This window comes from Streptomyces sp. A 4/2, assembly GCF_940670765.1.
In the GTDB taxonomy this organism is placed as follows: domain Bacteria; phylum Actinomycetota; class Actinomycetes; order Streptomycetales; family Streptomycetaceae; genus Streptomyces.
The window spans coordinates 410,292-427,547 of sequence record NZ_CALNVW010000020.1; the positions used below are offsets into that span (position 1 = coordinate 410,292).

Consider the following 17,256-nt stretch of genomic DNA (forward strand, 5'->3'; position numbering starts at 1 on the left):
GCTGAGGGCAGAGCGACGGCCCACGCCGGACGGACGGCGTGGGCCGTGGCACTGCTCAGGGCCCCTCTGGAGGTGCGGCGTCCGGCTGTTCAGACCTGCGAGCGGTAGAGGCCGAACTCAGCGATGTGCGCGGGCAGTCGGGAGCCCGTCACGCGCAGCCGCCACTGCTGGGCGGTGACCGGGGCGGGCAGCAGGACGATGCGGTTCGCGCCGATGGTCCCGACTTCGGCGATCTGCGTCCACCCCTGTGCCGTACGGGCCTCGACGACGACCTGTTCGACCTGCTGACCGTGGTGGATGTCCTCGGCGAGGCGGATCCGGTCGACCTCGCGGGAACGGCCGAGGTCCACGTACAGGGTGCCCTTCGACGCGGCGGGCGCGGTCCATGCGGTGTCCGGGTCCCCGTCGACCGCGCGGGCCGGGGAGCGCCCGTCGCCCCAGGCCCGCGTCCGGTGCGCGAGGTCCTCGGGCAGTTCGCTGCCGATGCGCTCGTGGAAGGCCCGCAGCACGGCGACGTCCGCTGCGGGGAGTTGGCCCTGCTGGTCCGGTGGGATGTTCAGCAGCAGGACGGAGTTGCGGCCGACCGATCTCATGTAGATGTCGGTGAGCTGCTCGACCGTCTTGGGCTGCTGGTCCGCGTGGTAGAACCAGCCGGGCCTGATGGAGACATCGCACTCGGCCGGCCACCACTGAAGGTACTGCGCCACGGACCGCGACGCGGCGAGCGCGTCACGGCTGCCCTGGTCGGGGGCGTCGTAGGCGAGGGCGTAGTCGGTGCGGCCGTAGTCCGTCTCCGCCACCGGGATGGTGCTCCACTCGTTCTCGCGTGCCAGCCCGCCCTCGTTGCCGACCCAGCGCACGTCGGGGCCGGACACCGCGATGGAGGCGCCGGGGGCGAGGGCGCGGACGACCTCGTACCAGCTGTCCCAGTCGTAGCGCTCGACCTTCTCCGGGGGGATCCGGCCCTGTGCTCCGTCGAACCAGACCTCGTCGACCGGCCCGTACTCGGTGAGTACTTCGTAGAGCTGGTTGAGCATGTGGGCGCCGTAGTCGGTGGCCTGGAGCTCGAAGGTCCGCAGCTTCTTTCCTGCCCGGTCGTCCCCGTCGACGAGGGCGGGGACCGTGCGGGTGGTGCGGGCGCTGCCGTTGGCGTAGACGCCGTGCAGGTACTGGTTCTCGTCGGCCGGGGAGATGTAGACGCCGACCTTGATCCCGTGGGCCCGCATGGAGTCGGCGAAGGAGCGCAGTACGTCACCCCCGCCGCTGCGCCAGCTGCTGGAGGCGACGCTGTGTTCCGTGTAGCGGGAGGGGTAGAGGACGAAGCCGTCGTGGTGCTTGACGGTGAGGATGGCCAGCTCGAAGCCGCCGTCCCGCAGCGCCCGTGCCCACTGGTCGGTGTCGAGTCCGACCGGCTGGAACACATCGGGGTCCTCGTCGCCGGTGCCCCATTCGAGGCCGGTGAAGGTGTTCACCCCGAAGTGCAGGAAGGCCGTCTTCTCCAGGCGCTGCCAAGCTATCTGACGCTCCGTCGGGCGGAGTCGGGCCGCCTTGGCGACGAGTTGGTCCGGTGTGTCGTCCGGGCCGACCGGGATCCGGTAGCCCGGTTCGACAGGTACGGAGCGGACCCGGGCCGCAGCCCAGGCGTCCGGGCCGAGCAGGGACGTACCGGCCGTGGTGGAGACTGCGGCGAGTGCGGTGACGAAGAGGCGGCGGCTGAGAGCCATGGGCGGGTCCTCCGGTGTCAGTGAGCGTGAGACGCGGGTTCCTGTTCCGTATTCATCGGATGTTCTACGGAATGCAGCCTCTCAACTCCCGCCCACCGTCGGGGTGTCGAATGAGAAGAGTCCATCTGCCCGTTCGGAAAGTCCATCCCGCGACGGCTCCCCGAGAGACCACTCTCGACGTGAACATGCCATCATCCACGTTCGACGGAGGAGACACCGTGCTCCGTGTCAAAGCACTCTGCACCATCGCCGTACTCGCGCTCGCCGCCTGTCTGGGCTTGGCCGGGCCCGCTCAGGCAGGCGGTTCGACCCCCGGCACCTACACCAACTACGGCTTCCCGTCCGGGACCACTTCCCTCACGGATGTCACCTTCGCCACGACCGTGCAGTCCGACCCCGGGCGTGGCAATGTCTTCTGGTCGCACCAGTTCGGCTTCACCAATGGAGTCGGCGGATACATCGGACAACAGCGCTGGCGCACCGGGAACGGAATGTTCCTGTTCTCGCTCTGGGGCTCCACCGCCGCCAAGGCCGGCTCGGCAGGTACGTACTGCCAGACCTTCGACGAGAGCGGCACCGGATACACCTGCCGCTCCGAGCAGAAGTTCACGGCCGGGCACCGTTACGCGTACCACATCGAGCCCGCCGCAACCGACGGCTGGTACCAGGCGACGATCTCCGACACCACGGCCGGGACCTCGTTCATCCTCGGCAGCCTTCAGATCGGTTCGGGCGCGCAGGTGGCCGCGGGCGGGATGACCGACTGGGTGGAGTACTTCGACTGGAACAACAACGCCGCGACCTGCCAGGACGAGCCCTTCTCCCAGGCCCGTTTCGATCTGCCCACCGGAACGTCGACCAGCGGTGGCGGCGTCACGGCCTCCGTCAGCGGCACGTCGAAGAGCGGCACCTGCGACCCGTACGCCGCGGTGACCACACCCAGTGGCGGCAGTGTTCACCAGGACGGCATCGGCAACTCGTCGTCGGGGTCCATCACCGGCACGGGCGGCAAGTGCGTCGACATCACGGGCGGCAACAGCGCCGACGGCACCCCGCTGGAGCTGTGGACGTGCAGCGGCGGCGACATGCAGAACTGGGTACTCGCCGGTGACGGCACGGTGCACGCGTTCTTCAAGTGCATGGCCGTCAGCGGCACGGACGTCCAGCTCAAGTCCTGTGACGGTTCCACCGCCCAGCAGTGGAAGCGCACGGGGAACACCCTGGTCAACACGGGATCGGGGAAGTGTCTCGACGCCTCGGGCGGCGGCAGCGCCGACGGCACCGAGCTGATCGTGTACACCTGCCAGGGCAGCGCCAACCAGCAGTGGAACACCCCTGCCTGAGGGCCCTCACACCCTTCGTGACGAGCACCCGGCCGTGGTGCACCGCGCGCTGCGCGGCGGGCACCGTGGCCGGGTGCTCGTCACTGCCGGGAGGTCAGTTGTCAGCAGTCGGGATCCTGCCGGCCTCCTGCCCCTTGAGCCCGGGGAGATAGCGCCCGATCAGGAACTTGTACACCGCGGCCCCGAGCACACCACCGATCAGCGGGCCGACGATGGGGACCCAGAAGTAGAGATTGCCGTACTGGTCCCGCCAGGCGCCCCGGTACCCGGTGATGAAGCTCGCGAACCGGGGTCCGAGGTCACGTGCGGGGTTGATGGCGTATCCGGCGTCGGCGCCGAACGCCATGCCGATCGCCACGATGAGCAGCCCGATGAGCAGCGGTCCCAGGTTGGCGAGGGGCGGGTCGTTCAGTGCGTCGGTCAGTGCGAAGAGCACGAAGAGCAGGATCGCGGTACCGATGATCTGGTCGCGCAGGGCGCCCCATTCACTCACCGGCAGGGTTCCGTTCCCCGGCAGCGTGGAGAAGACGAACTGTGTCTTCAGAGTGTGCCCGGGGTCGAACTTCGCCAGCACCTCCGTGTAGTTCCAGCGGACCAGCAGAGCGGCGGCGAACGCACCGGCGGTCTGCGCTGTCACAAAGGGAACGACCTTGCGCCAGGAGAATCCCCTGAAGACGGCGAAGGCGAGCGTGACCGCGGGGTTGATGTGGGCGCCGCTGATCCGGCCCGCGACATAGACGCCGAAGGTGACACCCAGGCCCCAGGCCCAGGCGATGCTGTCGTGGTCTCCGAGACCCGCCGCGACCACCTGGGCGACGACTCCCGCCCCGAAAAGGATGAGGATGAACGTGCCCGCGAATTCCGCGGACAGCTCTTTGACCAGACCCGTTCTCTTCAGGCCTTTTGCCATGAACATCTGCCTCCAGACGGTCCGGGCCGAGCAGTGCGGCCGAAAGCAAGGGGACGGGCCGCGGACTGATACCGAATCACCGAAGCTCTCGCCGGTGTGCCCATTCGACTTCGGCGGTGGCTCCTCCGCAAGCCATGACGGGCAGCCGGGTGCGGCCGGACGCCGGATCAGCGGCCGATATCGCTCACGGGGCGGTGGTGGAGAACAACAGCAGGTACTCGCCGTACGTCAGCGAAAGTACCGTCAGGCTGCCCGTCAGAACAGCGACCGTACGCGGCCTGGCTTTCGCCATGGCCCGTGCGGCGGGAAACAGCAAAGGAAAGGCGGGGAGCAGGAATCGCGGTCTGGAGGAGTAGTAGTGCGAGCCGCCGACCGCGAGCACGAAGAGCACGAGCGTGTAGATGAGCAGGGGAAGCGGCGGGCGGTCGAGAATGAGCAGGACGAGCGCCGGTACCGCGACGAGGACTCCGGCCACGCCCATGTAGTAGGCCAGATGGGGAGTCCCGCCCTCGTCGGTGACGAGCCGCCGGATGAAGTCCAGTTCGCTCCGGCCGAAATCGAAGCGGGAGCCCCACTCGCGCTGGATCCGGAAATAGCCGAGCGGTCCGCCGGAGCGGGTGCCCACCCAGGCGACGTAGCCGAGCCAGCCGAGCGGCGCGAGGAGGGCGCCGGTCCAGATCCGCCAGTCGCGCCGGGCACCCTCCCGTTGCCACAGCACGATCAGCGCCGCGCTGAGCACGGCAGCGGCAACGGCGATGCCGCTGGGCCGGGCGAGCCCGGCGAGCAGGGCGAGGGAGCCCGCCCACAGCCAGCGGCGGGTGAGCAGGGCGTAGAGCGACCACGCGGCCAGCGCGGTCATCAGCGGCTCGCTGTAGGCCATGGTCATGACGACGGCGTGCGGAAGCACCGCGTAGAGCAGGACGAGCATGGTGGCTGCCCGGCGGCCGTAGAGCCGCTCACCGACGGCGTGGATGCCCCAGGCCGCGAACACGGCCGAGACCCAGGCCACCGTCAGTCCGGCGACGACCAGGCTGACCGGGACGAGCGCCGTGACAGCCCGTTCGAGGCCGGGGAAGAGCGGGAAGAAGGCGAGGTCGCTGCGGACGATGCCGGGGATCCGCGAGGGGCGCGTGGTGCCGTAACCGTGCTGGGCGATGCCCGCGTACCACCGGCTGTCCCAGGAATTGCCGAGCGCCGACCACATCGACCGGCCCGTGTGGTGGGCGACGATCGCCACCACGACAATGCCTGCGAGCCGCACCACCACGTAGAGCAGGAGCGCCGGAGCCGCCCTGCGCAGCGCCCCGGCCAGCCGGTGGAACGGAGGGGGCGCGTGTCCCCGGGGCGGGGACAGCGGCGGATGCGTCGCGGGATCAGCGGGCACAGCTCACCTCTGCCGTAGGTCCGACGAGTTGCCCACGCATTCGGCTCGCTCCGGGCCGGGCAGGTCCCAGGACCTGCCCGGCCGGTCTTGTCGGGTCAGCCCGGGGCGTCTGGTGCGGTGCATCGCAAGGCGCCGAAGTGTCCGCAGGGTGGTTTCCTGTGGGCACTTCGGCAACGCGGCGAGGTGCCGTATCAGACGCCCCGGGCCCGGCGAAGATCGGCCGGACAGGTCCTAATCGCCTTCGGGCGTCCCCGCCACGGGCATCGGCCGGAACCGAATCCGCGCCCTCGCTCTTCGGCAGCGCCTTGAACACCCAGGTCCGGTAGGACCAGAAGCGGAAGAGCGTGGCGACACCGATACCGAGGAACTTGAAGATATTGCTCTGCAACGTACTGTCCCAGCCGAAGCCGTACGTCGCCATGTAGAGAATGCCGTTCTCGATGACCAGCCCGATCAGGCTGAAGAAGACGAAGAGGGCGATCTCCCGCGTACGCTGCTGCCTTCCTCTGTGCCGGTAGGTGAAGTATTTGAATCCCACGTAGTTGAAGGCGATCGCGACCACGGTCGCGACGACTCCGGCCCGGATCACCTGCAGATGGGCGAAATGGCGGGCCAGATTGAACACCACGAGATTGACGGCAACTCCCGCGGCCCCGACCGTCACGAATTTGGCGACTTCCCGGTGAAGCCCGTCCGTACACTCATCTGTACGAGAATGCGCAGCGACCCGTTGGCTCATAGTTCGTCAACCTTCAGCGTGAAGATGCTCGCCCTGAGTTGTCGCCCCCCGTACGGTTCATCCGCGGTAGGTCTCCAGCAGCCGCAGCCATACCTCGCTGATCGTCGGATACGCGGGCACCGCGTGCCACAGCCGGTCGACCCGTACCTCGCCCGCGATCGCCACCGTCGCCGAGTGGAGCAGTTCGCCGACTCCCGGGCCCACGAAGGTCGCGCCGACGATCACCTCCCGGTCCAGGTCGACGACCATCCGGGCGTGTCCTCGGTAGCCGTCCGCGTACAGCCCCGCTCCGGCCACCCCCGACATGTCGTAGTCGACGCCCCGGACGCGCAGGCCCGCGCTCTCCGCCTCGGCCAGGGTCAGCCCGGCCGAGGCCGCCTCCGGGTCGGTGAAGACCACCTGGGACACCGCGGCGTGGTCGGCGGTGGCGGAGTGGGCTCCCCAGCGGTCCGTCTCCAGGAGGGGGACGCCCTGGGCCCGCGCGGTGATCGCCGCACCGGCGATGCGGGCCTGGTACTTGCCCTGATGGGTGAGGAGCGCCCGGTGGTTGACGTCTCCGACGGCGTAGAGCCAGTCACTGCCCTCCACCCGGCAGCTGTCGTCCACGGCCAGCCAGGAACCCGCTTCCAGGCCCACCGTGTCCAGGCCGATGTCCTCGGAGCGTGGGGCCCGGCCGGTGGCGATCAGGATTTCATCGGCCTCGATCCGTTCGCCGCTCTCCAGCACCACGGTCACCGGCCCGTTGTCCCGTTGGACGGACGCGGCGGACGTACCGGTACGGATGTCCACGCCCGCTTCGGTGAGCGCCGCGCCGACCAGTTCACCGGCGAAGGGCTCCATCCGCGGCAGCAGTCCGCCGCCGCGCACCAGCATGGTCACCCGGGAGCCGAGAGCCTGCCAGGCGGCGGCCATCTCGACGCCCACCACTCCCCCTCCGACGACCACCAGCCGTCCGGGCACGGCCTGGGCGCTGGTCGCCTCGCGGCTGGTCCACGGCCGGGCGTCCGCGAGTCCGGGAAGGTCCGGCACGACTGCCCGGGAGCCGGTGCACACGGCCACCGCGTGCCGTGCGGTCAGTACCTGTTCTCCGCCGTCGGGGGCGGTCACGGCGACCGTCTTCTTGCCCTGCAGACGCCCGTGTCCGCGGTAGAGGTCGGCTCCGATGGCGTCCAGCCAGGCGACCTGGCCGGCGTCCTTCCAGTGCGAGGCGTACGCGTCACGATGGGCGAGCACGGCCGGTACGTCGAGCGGGCCCTGGACGGCCTCGCGCAGTCCGGGAACCTTCCGTGCGTCGGCGCGCGCGGTCATCGGGCGCAGCAGCGCCTTGCTGGGCATGCAGGCCCAGTAGGAACACTCACCACCGACAAGTTCGCTCTCGACCACCGCCGCGCTGAGCCCCGCGGCTCTGGCCCGGTCCGCCACGTTCTCGCCGACCGGGCCCGCGCCGAGGACCACCACGTCGTACGCCCTGTCTTCCATGCGATCCGTCATGCAAGCCAGTTTGATACGGGGTGTGCGGGGCGGCCACATGGGCAGTCGGAATACGACAGCGGACGCGACGGTTGACGCGGGCGAATACACCGGTCAGTCAGAGAAAGCGGGCACAGTATGAGCACGGTGGAACTCACCAAGGAAAACTTCGACGACGTCGTCAGCGACAACGATTTCGTCCTCATCGATTTCTGGGCTTCCTGGTGCGGACCGTGCCGTCAGTTCGCCCCTGTCTACGAGGGTGCTTCGGAGCGGCATGCCGATCTGGTCTTCGCCAAGGTCGACACGGAGGCGCAGCAGGAACTGGCCGCGGCCTTCGAGATCCGGTCCATCCCCACGCTGATGATCGTGCGTGACAATGTCGCGGTCTTCTCCCAGCCCGGCGCGCTGCCGGAAGCCGCTCTGGAGGATGTGATCGGCCAGGCGCGCGCGCTGGACATGGACGAGGTCCGCAAGTCGGTGGAGGACGCGAAGAACGCGTGACGTCAGGTCTCCGTCGGGGGCCCGGCGGAGACCGGCCGGCAGGTCCTAGAAGGGATGGCCGGGCGGCTCCCGGCGGACGGTGGTCCAGCGCAGTTCGGTGAAGGCGTCCAGATTGGCCTCACCTCCGAATCGCGCTCCCGTCCCCGAGGCCGCCACTCCGCCGAAGGGTGCGACCGCCTCGTCGTTGACCGTCTGGTCGTTGATGTGGGCGATCCCGGTGGGGATGCGTTCCGCCAGTTCCAGACCGAGTGCGGTGTCCCTGGTGATGACGGACAGGGAGAGACCGTACGGGCCTGCGGCGGCCAGGGACGCGGCCTCGTCGAGGGTGGCGAAGGAGCGCACGGGTGCCACGGGCCCGAACACCTCCTCCGTGTATGCGGGCGTGTGGTCGTCGGCGCCCGCGAGCACGGTGGGCCGGTAGAAGAGGTCCTGGTGGGTGCCTCCGGCGGCGAGTTCGGCGCCACGGGCCGTGCTCGCCCGTACCAGTTCGTGGATCTTCCCGAGCTGGGCCCTGTCGATGACCGGGCCCAGGTGCACCTGCTCGCGGTAGGGGTCGCCGACGGCGAGCGATTCGGCCCTGGCCGCCAGCCGCTCCACGTACTCCTCGTACAGCGACGCGTGGACGAGGTGGCGTCCGGTGGTCATGCAGATCTGGCCCTGGTGGAAGAAGGAACCCCAGGACGCCTGGGCGACGGCCGCCTCGATGTCTGCGTCCTCCAGTACGACGAGGGCCGAGTTGCCGCCCAGTTCCAGGTGCACCCGCTTGAGCAGCCGGCCCGCAGCGGCGCCCACCGCCCGGCCCGCCGCGGTGGAGCCGGTGAAGGAGATGACCGGGACACGGGGGTCGGCGATCAGCGCCTGGCCTGCTTCGGCGCCGCCGGGCAGGATCTGCAGCAGCCCTTCGGGCACACCGGCCTCGGCGAAGACCGCACCGAGGGAGATTCCCCCGCAGACGGCGGTGCGCGGGTCGGGCTTGAGCAGTACGGCGTTGCCGGTGGCCAGGGCGGGGGCGACGGACCGGATGGAGAGGATCAGCGGTGCGTTGAACGGTGCGATGACACCGACGACCCCGACCGGGACCCGCCGCGTGTAGGAGAGACGCGGTTCCTCGCTGGGCAGCACCTGGCCGGTGGGCCGGGAGGCGAGAGCCGCGGCCTCGTAGCACTCCTGCGCCGCGACGTGCAGCTCGAAGGCGGCTTTGCCGGGGATCGAGCCGGATTCGCGGACCAGCCACTCGCTCAGTTCCTCGGCGTGTGCGGTGAAGAGGTCACCGGCCTTGCGCAGGACAGCGGCGCGCAGGAAGTGCGGGGTTCGCGCCCAGGCACCCTGCGCGAGGTGCGCGGCCTCGGCGGCCGGGGCGACGTCCTCGGCGGTGGCGAGGACGACCGTGGCGAGGGTCTCCCCGGTGGCGGGCTCGATGACGGGGGATTCATCGCCGCTGAGCTTCCGGGGCTGCCAGGTCTTGGGGTCGAGCAGGGGCATCGCACATCTCCAGCGGCTCAATGACAGCTCGGTAGCGGATCATTCGTGGCTCGGACGGCGGGTCATCAGCGCTGCGCAGGCGCGCAGAACCCGCCCGGATCGAACACGCTGCCGATGCGCCCGCGTGCAGCATCGTAACCAGTCCGTCCGGGGAAGGTCGGCCCGGGGAAGGAACGCCCTCACGCACCTGCGCCCGACCCCAAGTCCGGCCGCTTCGACGCGAGTTCGGTGCGGTCCGACCCCGGCCGTCAGCGTTCGAGTACGAGCGCGAGGCCCTGGCCGACGCCGATGCACAGCGCGGCGAGTCCCGTTCCGGAACCGGCGGCGGCCAGTTGGTGCGCCACGGATCCGGCGAGCCGCGCACCCGAGGCGCCGAGCGGATGGCCGATGGCGATGGCGCCGCCGCGCGGGTTGACGAGGGCCGGGTCGAGTTCCGGCCACTCCGCGAGGCAGCCGAGCGCCTGCGCGGCGAACGCCTCGTTCAGTTCGAAGGTGGCGAGGTCACCGAAACCCTTGCCCGCCTTCGCCAGGGCCCGCCGGACCGCTTCCACCGGGCCGAGCCCGAAGAGCTGCGGCTCGATTCCGGTGACTGCCGACGCCCGGATGCGGGCGAGGGGTTCACGGCCGGTGGCCCGCAGCCCTTCGTCGTCGACGAGCAGCAGCGCCGCCGCGCCGTCGTTGAGCGGGGAGGCGTTGCCCGCGGTGACCGTGCCTCCCGCGCGGAAGACGGGCTTCAGCCCGGCGAGGGCGTCCATGCTCGACCCCGCGCGGATGCACTCGTCGCGCGACAGAGTGGCGCCGTCGTACGGGACGACCTCACCGTCGTAGAGGCCCGCGTCCCAGGCGGCGGCTGCCTTGCCGTGGCTGGCCAGCGCGAAGGCGTCCTGCTGGGCGCGGGTGATGCCGTGTCTGTCGGCGACGAGTTCGGCGCCCTCCCCGAGGGCGACGGTCCACTCCTGCGGCATCCGCGGGTTGGTCATCCGCCAGCCCAGCGTCGTGGAGTGCATCTGCTGGTGTCCGGCCGGGAAGGCGCGTTCGGGTTTCTGGACCACCCAGGGCGCCCGGGACATGGATTCGACCCCGCCCGCGACGGCCACGGACGCGTCGCCGAGCGCGATGGCGCGGGCCGCCTGGATGACGGCTTCGAGCCCGGAGCCGCACAGCCGGTTGACGGTGACACCGGGCACGGAGACCGGAAGTCCGGCCAGGAGTACGGCCATTCTGGCCACGTCGCGGTTGTCCTCGCCCGCGCCGTTGGCATCGCCGAAGTACACGTCGTCGATGCGCGACGGGTCGAGGTCCGGGGTTCGGTCCACGAGCGCCTTGACGACATGGGCCGCGAGGTCGTCGGGACGTACCGCGGAGAGCGCCCCTCCGAACTTCCCGACCGGCGTACGGACTGCGTCGACGATGTAGACGTCGCGGATACTCATCGAATCTCTCCCACGCGCACTGTTCGCCCAGTGAACTATTGTTCATGAATGGCTGCTGCCCGAGTGTCTGTCCAACTCCGGCCCCTGTCAACGGGGCACCGGACGGGAACCCGCGGGGAAGCGGAACCCCGTCCGCCCGGTCAGCCCCGTGCGAGCACCTTCCACAGGCCGGGGTCCTCGAACCCGAGGGCCCAGAGCGAAGTGTTGCGCACCCCGTACTTCCGGAGCGGGGCCAGCTGCACACCGATCCCGCGGGCGTCCTCGTACCAGACCGTCCTGGACACCGGCCCTTCGTCGTACGTGAAGTGCGGAGTGCCGGAGGCCGGGTCCAGCGCGTAGGGCGCGCCCACCTTGCGGCGCAGCGCCTCCGCCTCCTTCCACGTCACGTGGCGCGCCGGGCGGGTGCCGTCGGCGCGCCAGTCCCATCCGTACGCGGGCAACGCCATCTCGATCTTCGCGGGTGCCACCAGCGCCGTGGCCCGCCGCAGGATCCGGTCGTACCAGCCGGTGCCGGACACGGGTCCGGGTTCCCCGCCCGACCAGTGGAGGTCGTACGCCATGATCCGCATCCGGTCGGCGGCGCGGCCGATCGCGGCGTAGTCCCAGATGCGGCCGGTGGTGGCGGTCTGCGGCGAGACCGTGACGACGCACTGCTTGTGCCTCGCGTGGAGGGCGGCGCAGAGCTCGGTCACGAACTCCGCAAAGGCGGCACGCACCTTCCGGTACGCGGCATCGGGCGTCGGGGCGATGGTCTCGTAGTCGAGGTCGACGCCGTCGTATCCGTGGCTGTTCGCGAGCCGCACCAGCGTGCTGATCTGTGCCGAGCGCAGGCCGGGCGTGGTGAGGATCGCCGCCAGCTCGCCCGGCTTCATCGTGTCCATGTCCATGACGGTGGGCACCACGTCGATCCCGGCCCGGTGCAGCCCCGCGACGATCCGGGCGTCACCGGCGCCCGGGTGGCCCTCGATGCGGTCGGCCGCCGCGGTCCTGTACCAGAAGGGGCTCACGGTGTGCAGTTGGCCGGCGTGGCGCAGCGCGTCCCGGTAGGCGTTCTCCCGGTCCCAGTACGGGAGCCAGGCCGACGCCGTACGGGGTACCGGTCCGGCGGCCGGGGCGTCCGGCGGGGGCGAGAGCGCCGTGGTCGCGGGCAGGGCGGCAAGCAGCAGGGACACCAGGGCGGACACCGGGCGGAGCGCCCGACGGGAGGTACGCGGCAGGGGCATGGCCCGAGCCTGGAGCCCGGTCGGAGGTCCCGCCCCGCGGAGTGGTCCGTCCAGGCTCTCACGTGACCCGGATGACTACGTATCAGGGTGACCGCACCGATCTGCCGGGCAGCTCCGGCCCGACCGCCACGACCGAGGCCGAGCCCCGCGACATCGGCCCCGTCCGGACCTCCTACGCCCCCGACCGTGACGGCGCTCCCGACCCCGGCGAGATCGTCTGGGCCTTCGTGCCGTACGAGGAGAACGACGGCCGCGGCAAGGACCGTCCGGTCCTGGTGGTGGCCAGGGAGGAGGCCGGCACCCTGCTCGCGGTACGCCTCTCCAGCAAGCCGCACGACCGCGACCGGGAGTGGCTGGCGATCGGGGCCGGGCCCTGGGACCGCGAGGGCCGGGAGTCCTGGGTCGACCTGGACCGGGTCCTGCGGGTGTACGAGGACGGAATGCGGCGTGAGGCGTGCGCGCTCGACCGGCCGCGGTTCGACGCCGTCGTGGAACGACTCAGGGAGCGCTACGGCTGGCGCTGACCTGCGTGATCGCACCGAGGGCCGCACCCGGGTGGCCGGGTGGGGCCCTGTCGGGCACCGTGGACCCGTGAACGATCCGGTCTCCCGGGGCGCACTTGTGCGGACGATCGACAGTGGCTTAGGTGGAACGGAGCGTTCTCCGAAAGGCGACCGGAGGACGCCGGAAGGTGTCTTCGGAACGAGGAGCCGATCATGCCCCCACCCCTGCTCACCGAAGCGGACGCGGAGCATCTGCTTCGATGTATCTGCTTCAAGACGGGCCCGCCCCGGACCGTCGGTGTCGAGCTCGAATGGCTCGTCCACGACCGGTACCGGCCACACATCCCTCTGTCCGAGGCCCGGATCGAGCAGGCGTACACCGCGGTGCGGGCGCTGCCTCTCTCTTCGGCTCTCACGTTCGAACCCGGCGGCCAGCTGGAGCTCAGCTCGCTTCCCGCCGCTTCCCTGACACAGTGCATCGAGTCCGTCTCCGCGGATCTGGACGCCGTTCGCGCCTCGTTGCGCGGCTCGGACCTGGTGCTGACCGGTCTGGGCCAGGACCCCTGGCATCCTCCGCGCAGGTTGCTGCGTGAGCCGCGGTACGACGCGATGGAGATCTGCCTGGACCGCAACGGGACCGCGGGCCGCGCCATGATGTGCGGTTCGGCCTCCATCCAGGTCTGTCTGGACGCGGGGCACGCGGAGCCGGGGCCGCTCGGCTATGGCAGGCGCTGGCAGCTGGCCCATCTGCTGGGCGCGGTGCTGGTGGCCGCGTTCGCCAACTCCCCGCACCGCCAGCGCCGTCGCACCGGCTGGCTCTCCACCCGCCAGTCCCAGTGGGCGGATCTCGACCCGGTCCGCTCCCTGGCGCCGCCCGGCGACCGGGAGCCGCGGGAGGCCTGGGCGGCGCACGTCCTGGACGCCCCGGTGATGTGCATCCGCGCCGAACAGGGCCCCTGGCCGGTGCCGGAGGACCTGTCGTTCCGCGACTGGCTGCGCACGGGCCTGCCCCGGCCGCCGACCCGCGAGGACCTCGACTACCACCTGACCACGCTGTTCCCTCCGGTACGCCCCCGTGGCCATCTCGAACTGCGCATGATCGACGCCCAGTCCGGTGAGGACGGGTGGATCGTCCCGCTGGCGGTGACCACCGCGCTCTTCGACGACCCGGCGGCGGCCGAGACGGTGTACCGGGCCGTCAAACCCCTCGCGGAGACGGCAGGTCGGGCTCCCGCCCCCTGCAATCCGCTCTGGGTCACCGCCGCCAGGTCCGGACTCGCCGACCCGGAACTGCGGGCGGCAGCCGCGGCCTGCTTCGACGCCGCGCTGGAGGCACTCCCCCGGCTCGGCGCCGGCGTCGCGGTGCAGGACGCGGTCGCCTCGTTCGCCGACCGCTATGTCGTACGGGGCCGCTGCCCGGCCGACGACCTGCTCGATCCCGACCAGGGGAAGGAACACTGCCGATGACCGCCGACCCGACGGCGCTGCGCCGGACCGCGCTGGACGCGCTCACCACGGCGCGCAGCCGTACCAGCGCCCTGACGGACTGTGTCGACGACGATGAACTCACCGCCCAGCACTCGCCTTTGATGTCCCCGCTGGTCTGGGACCTGGCGCACATCTCCAACCAGGAGGAGCAGTGGCTCCTGCGGGCGGTCGCGGGCCGGGAGGCGATGCGCCCGGAGATCGACTCGGTCTACGACGCCTTCGAGCACCCGCGGGCGACCCGCCCCTCGCTGCCGCTGCTGCCCCCGGCCGAGGCGCGCCGCTACGCCTCGGACGTACGCGGCCGGGTCCTCGACGTACTGGAGAACACTCCGTTGCACGGCCGTCCCCTGGTCGACGCGGCCTTCGCGTTCGGCATGATCGCCCAGCACGAACAGCAGCACGACGAGACCATGCTGATCACCCATCAGCTGCGGCGGGGCCCGGTCGCGCTCACCGCTCCCCCGCCGCCGTCCACCGATGCCGCCGGGCTCCCCGGCGAAGTCCTGGTGCCCGGCGGCCCGTTCACCATGGGCACCTCGACGGAGCCGTGGGCGCTGGACAACGAGCGGCCCGCGCACCAGCGCCTGGTACCGGCCTTCCATATCGACACCACCCCGGTGACCAACGGCGCGTTCCTGCACTTCATCGAGGACGGCGGGTACCGCGAGGAGCGCTGGTGGCAGGCGAAGGGCTGGGACCTGGTCCGCGGGCAGGAGCTCGGCGCGCCGCTCTTCTGGCACCGCGAGGGCGGCCAGTGGCTGCGCCGGCGGTTCGGCGCGGTGGAGCCCGTGCCGCTCGACGAGCCGGTGCTGCACGTGAGTTGGTACGAGGCGGACGCGTACGCCCGCTGGGCCGGGCGGCGGCTGCCGTCCGAGGAGGAGTGGGAGAAGGCCGCCCGGCACGACCCCGCGACCGGCACGTCGTACCGCTACCCCTGGGGCGACGCCGACCCGACCCCCGAGCGGGCCAATCTCGGCCAGCGGCACCTCGGCCCCGCCGTGGCAGGAAGCTATCCGGAGGGCCGAGCACCGTCCGGTGCACGCCAGTTGATCGGTGACGTGTGGGAGTGGACGTCCAGCGACTTCCTGCCCTATCCCGGCTTCGTCGCCTTCCCCTACCGGGAGTACTCGGAAGTCTTCTTCGGCCCGGACCACAAGGTGCTGCGCGGCGGCGCCTTCGCCGTGGGCGAGGTGGCCTGCCGGGCCACCTTCCGCAACTGGGACCTGCCGGTGCGCCGTCAGATCTTCTCCGGTTTCCGTACCGCGAAGGATGCCTGATGTGCCGTCATATCGCCTGTCTGGGACCGGCGGAACCACTCGGCGAGGTCCTCGTGAAACCCGGACACGCGCTGCTGCGCCAGTCCTGGGAGCCACGCCGTCAGCGCCACGGCACGGTCAACGCGGACGGATTCGGCGTCGGGTGGTACGCGCAGGACGATCCGGTCCCCGCCCGCTACCGCCGCGCCGGGCCGATCTGGGGCGACCTCTCCTTCGCCGATCTGGCCCGGGTGGTGCGCAGCCGGGCGTTGCTCGCCGCGGTGCGCGACGCCACCGGGGCGGGCGCCGACGGGGAGGCCGCGGCGGCGCCGTTCGCCGCGGGCCGCTGGCTGTTCAGTCACAACGGCGCGGTCAGCGGCTGGCCCGCGAGCGCCGCTCCGCTCGCCGCTTCGCTCCCGGTCGCCGAACTGCTCGCCCTGGAGGCGCGTTGCGACTCCGCGCTGGTCTGGGCGCTCGTCCTGCACCGGCTGCGCGAGGGGGACCCGATGGGGCAGGCCCTCGCCGACACCGTGACGGAGCTCGCCGAGGCGGCGCCCGCTTCCCGGCTGAATCTGCTGCTGACCGACGGCGATGCGATCATCGCCACCGCCTGGGGCGACACCCTCTGGTACCGCGTGGAGCCCGGTCACCGCACGGTGGTGGCGTCCGAGCCGTACGACGACGATCCCGCCTGGCGCGAGGCACCGGACCGCACCCTGCTGGTGGCCACCCGCACCGAAGTCCTGCTGACCCCCCTCAAGGAGCCCACGGCGTGAGTCCGTTCCTGCTGACCCGCACCCTGCCCGAGGACGCCACGGACGCCGCACTGCGCGCCGACGTCCTCGACGGCCTGACGCGCGCGCCCAAGACCCTGCCGCCCAAGTGGTTCTACGACGCCCGTGGCAGTGATCTCTTCGAGGAGATCACCGCGCTGCCCGAGTACTACCCGACGCGTGCGGAGCGGGAGATCCTGCTCGCCCGCGCCGACGGGATCGCACGGGCCACCGGGGCACGCACCCTGATCGAGCTGGGTTCGGGGTCCTCGGAGAAGACCCGGCATCTGCTCGACGCGCTGCCGGAGCTGGAGAGCTACGTTCCGGTGGACGTCAGCGGGAGCGCGCTCACCGCCGCGGCCGACGCGCTGCTCGCCGAGCGTCCCACCCTCGCCGTGCACGCGCTGATCGCGGACTTCACCCGCGAACTGGCGCTGCCCGCGGCGCCCGGCCCGCGGCTCGTCGTCTTCCTCGGCGGCACCATCGGCAATCTGCTGCCCGCCGAACGGGCCGCCTTCCTGCGGTCCGTCCGGGATCTGCTGGAACCCGGCGACAGCCTGCTGCTCGGCACCGACCTGGTGAAGGACGAGCGGGTCCTCGTGACTGCCTACGACGACGCGGCCGGGGTGACCGCCGCGTTCAACAAGAACGTCCTGAGCGTCATCAACCGTGAACTGGGGGCCGACTTCGATCCGGCCGGCTTCGCCCATGTCGCGCTCTGGGACCGGGAGAACGAGTGGATCGAGATGCGGCTGCGGGCACGCCGGGCAGTCACCGTGAAGATTCCCGAACTGGATCTGGTGGTGCCGTTCGCGGCGGGCGAGGAGGTACGGACCGAGGTGTCCGCCAAGTTCCGGCAGGACGGGGTCCGTACGGAACTCGCCGCTGCCGGGCTGGAGCTGCATCACTGGTGGACGGACACCGGGGGCAGGTTCGCCCTGTCGCTCAGCGGACCACCGGCCCGTCCGTGAGCCGCGTCGCTCACCATCCACCAGCCCGTCCGTGAGCCACGTCGCTCAGCGGT

Annotated in this window: 14 protein-coding genes and 1 pseudogene; 7 read left to right on the forward strand and 8 right to left on the reverse strand. The window is 71.0% G+C overall.

The genetic code is table 11. The features are described from left to right. Window positions 1-89 precede the first annotated feature (89 nt). Window positions 90-1,724, reverse strand: a complete 1,635-nt coding sequence (locus NBY69_RS16480) for an alpha-L-fucosidase (protein WP_250301666.1) — start codon at window positions 1,722-1,724, stop codon at window positions 90-92. 218 nt (window positions 1,725-1,942) lie between these two features. Here NBY69_RS16480 and NBY69_RS16485 point away from each other — a divergent pair, with 218 nt between their 5' ends. Then, window positions 1,943-3,067 (forward strand): RICIN domain-containing protein, encoded by a 1,125-nt coding sequence (locus NBY69_RS16485; protein WP_250301667.1) that lies wholly within the window; start codon window positions 1,943-1,945, stop codon window positions 3,065-3,067. Between the two features lie 94 nt (window positions 3,068-3,161). Here the strand turns inward: NBY69_RS16485 and NBY69_RS16490 are convergent, their stop codons facing one another. From NBY69_RS16490 to NBY69_RS16505, 4 genes and pseudogenes are all read right to left on the reverse strand, one after another. Then, window positions 3,162-3,977, reverse strand: a complete 816-nt coding sequence (locus NBY69_RS16490) for an MIP/aquaporin family protein (protein WP_250301668.1) — start codon at window positions 3,975-3,977, stop codon at window positions 3,162-3,164. Window positions 3,978-4,161: 184 nt separating this feature from the next. Further along, window positions 4,162-5,361, reverse strand: coding sequence for a glycosyltransferase family 39 protein (locus NBY69_RS16495; RefSeq protein ID WP_250301669.1), 1,200 nt, complete (start codon window positions 5,359-5,361; stop codon window positions 4,162-4,164). 244 nt (window positions 5,362-5,605) lie between these two features. Beyond that, a pseudogene (locus tag NBY69_RS16500) lies at window positions 5,606-6,100 on the reverse strand (GtrA family protein); the annotation flags it as partial. A 57-nt stretch (window positions 6,101-6,157) separates the two neighbouring features. Beyond that, window positions 6,158-7,591, reverse strand: coding sequence for an NAD(P)/FAD-dependent oxidoreductase (locus NBY69_RS16505; RefSeq protein WP_250301670.1), 1,434 nt, complete (start codon window positions 7,589-7,591; stop codon window positions 6,158-6,160). Window positions 7,592-7,708: 117 nt separating this feature from the next. On the opposite strand from NBY69_RS16505, the gene trxA reads away from it, so the two are divergent. Then, the gene (trxA, locus tag NBY69_RS16510; RefSeq protein ID WP_250301671.1) at window positions 7,709-8,074 is read left to right on the forward strand and encodes a thioredoxin; all 366 of its coding nucleotides are present in this window, start codon (window positions 7,709-7,711) and stop codon (window positions 8,072-8,074) included. A gap of 45 nt (window positions 8,075-8,119) precedes the next feature. Here trxA and NBY69_RS16515 read toward each other — a convergent pair whose 3' ends face one another. From NBY69_RS16515 to NBY69_RS16525, 3 genes are all read right to left on the reverse strand, one after another. After that, a complete protein-coding gene (locus NBY69_RS16515) occupies window positions 8,120-9,556 on the reverse strand; it encodes an aldehyde dehydrogenase family protein (protein ID WP_250301672.1) in 1,437 nt (478 codons plus the stop codon). Window positions 9,557-9,804: 248 nt separating this feature from the next. After that, the gene (locus NBY69_RS16520; protein WP_250301674.1) at window positions 9,805-10,989 is read right to left on the reverse strand and encodes a thiolase family protein; all 1,185 of its coding nucleotides are present in this window, start codon (window positions 10,987-10,989) and stop codon (window positions 9,805-9,807) included. A 140-nt stretch (window positions 10,990-11,129) separates the two neighbouring features. Next, a complete protein-coding gene (locus NBY69_RS16525; RefSeq protein ID WP_250301675.1) occupies window positions 11,130-12,212 on the reverse strand; it encodes a glycosyl hydrolase family 18 protein in 1,083 nt (360 codons plus the stop codon). A 71-nt stretch (window positions 12,213-12,283) separates the two neighbouring features. Here NBY69_RS16525 and NBY69_RS16530 point away from each other — a divergent pair, with 71 nt between their 5' ends. The 5 genes from NBY69_RS16530 (at window position 12,284) to egtD (ending at window position 17,203) form a co-directional block, all read left to right on the forward strand. Next, entirely contained in the window at window positions 12,284-12,736 is a 453-nt protein-coding gene (locus tag NBY69_RS16530; RefSeq protein ID WP_250301676.1) for a type II toxin-antitoxin system PemK/MazF family toxin, read from the forward strand. Between the two features lie 192 nt (window positions 12,737-12,928). Then, on the forward strand, window positions 12,929-14,182 hold the full coding sequence (gene egtA, locus NBY69_RS16535) for an ergothioneine biosynthesis glutamate--cysteine ligase EgtA (RefSeq protein ID WP_250301679.1): 1,254 nt from the start codon (window positions 12,929-12,931) through the stop codon (window positions 14,180-14,182). Then, a complete protein-coding gene (gene egtB, locus NBY69_RS16540; protein ID WP_250301681.1) occupies window positions 14,179-15,480 on the forward strand; it encodes an ergothioneine biosynthesis protein EgtB in 1,302 nt (433 codons plus the stop codon). The genes egtA and egtB overlap by 4 nt, the downstream gene beginning before the upstream one ends. After that, window positions 15,480-16,235, forward strand: a complete 756-nt coding sequence (egtC, locus tag NBY69_RS16545; protein WP_250301682.1) for an ergothioneine biosynthesis protein EgtC — start codon at window positions 15,480-15,482, stop codon at window positions 16,233-16,235. Before egtB ends, egtC begins: the two co-directional genes overlap by 1 nt. Beyond that, the gene (gene egtD / locus NBY69_RS16550; protein WP_250301684.1) at window positions 16,232-17,203 is read left to right on the forward strand and encodes an L-histidine N(alpha)-methyltransferase; all 972 of its coding nucleotides are present in this window, start codon (window positions 16,232-16,234) and stop codon (window positions 17,201-17,203) included. Before egtC ends, egtD begins: the two co-directional genes overlap by 4 nt. Window positions 17,204-17,256: the final 53 nt, after the last annotated feature.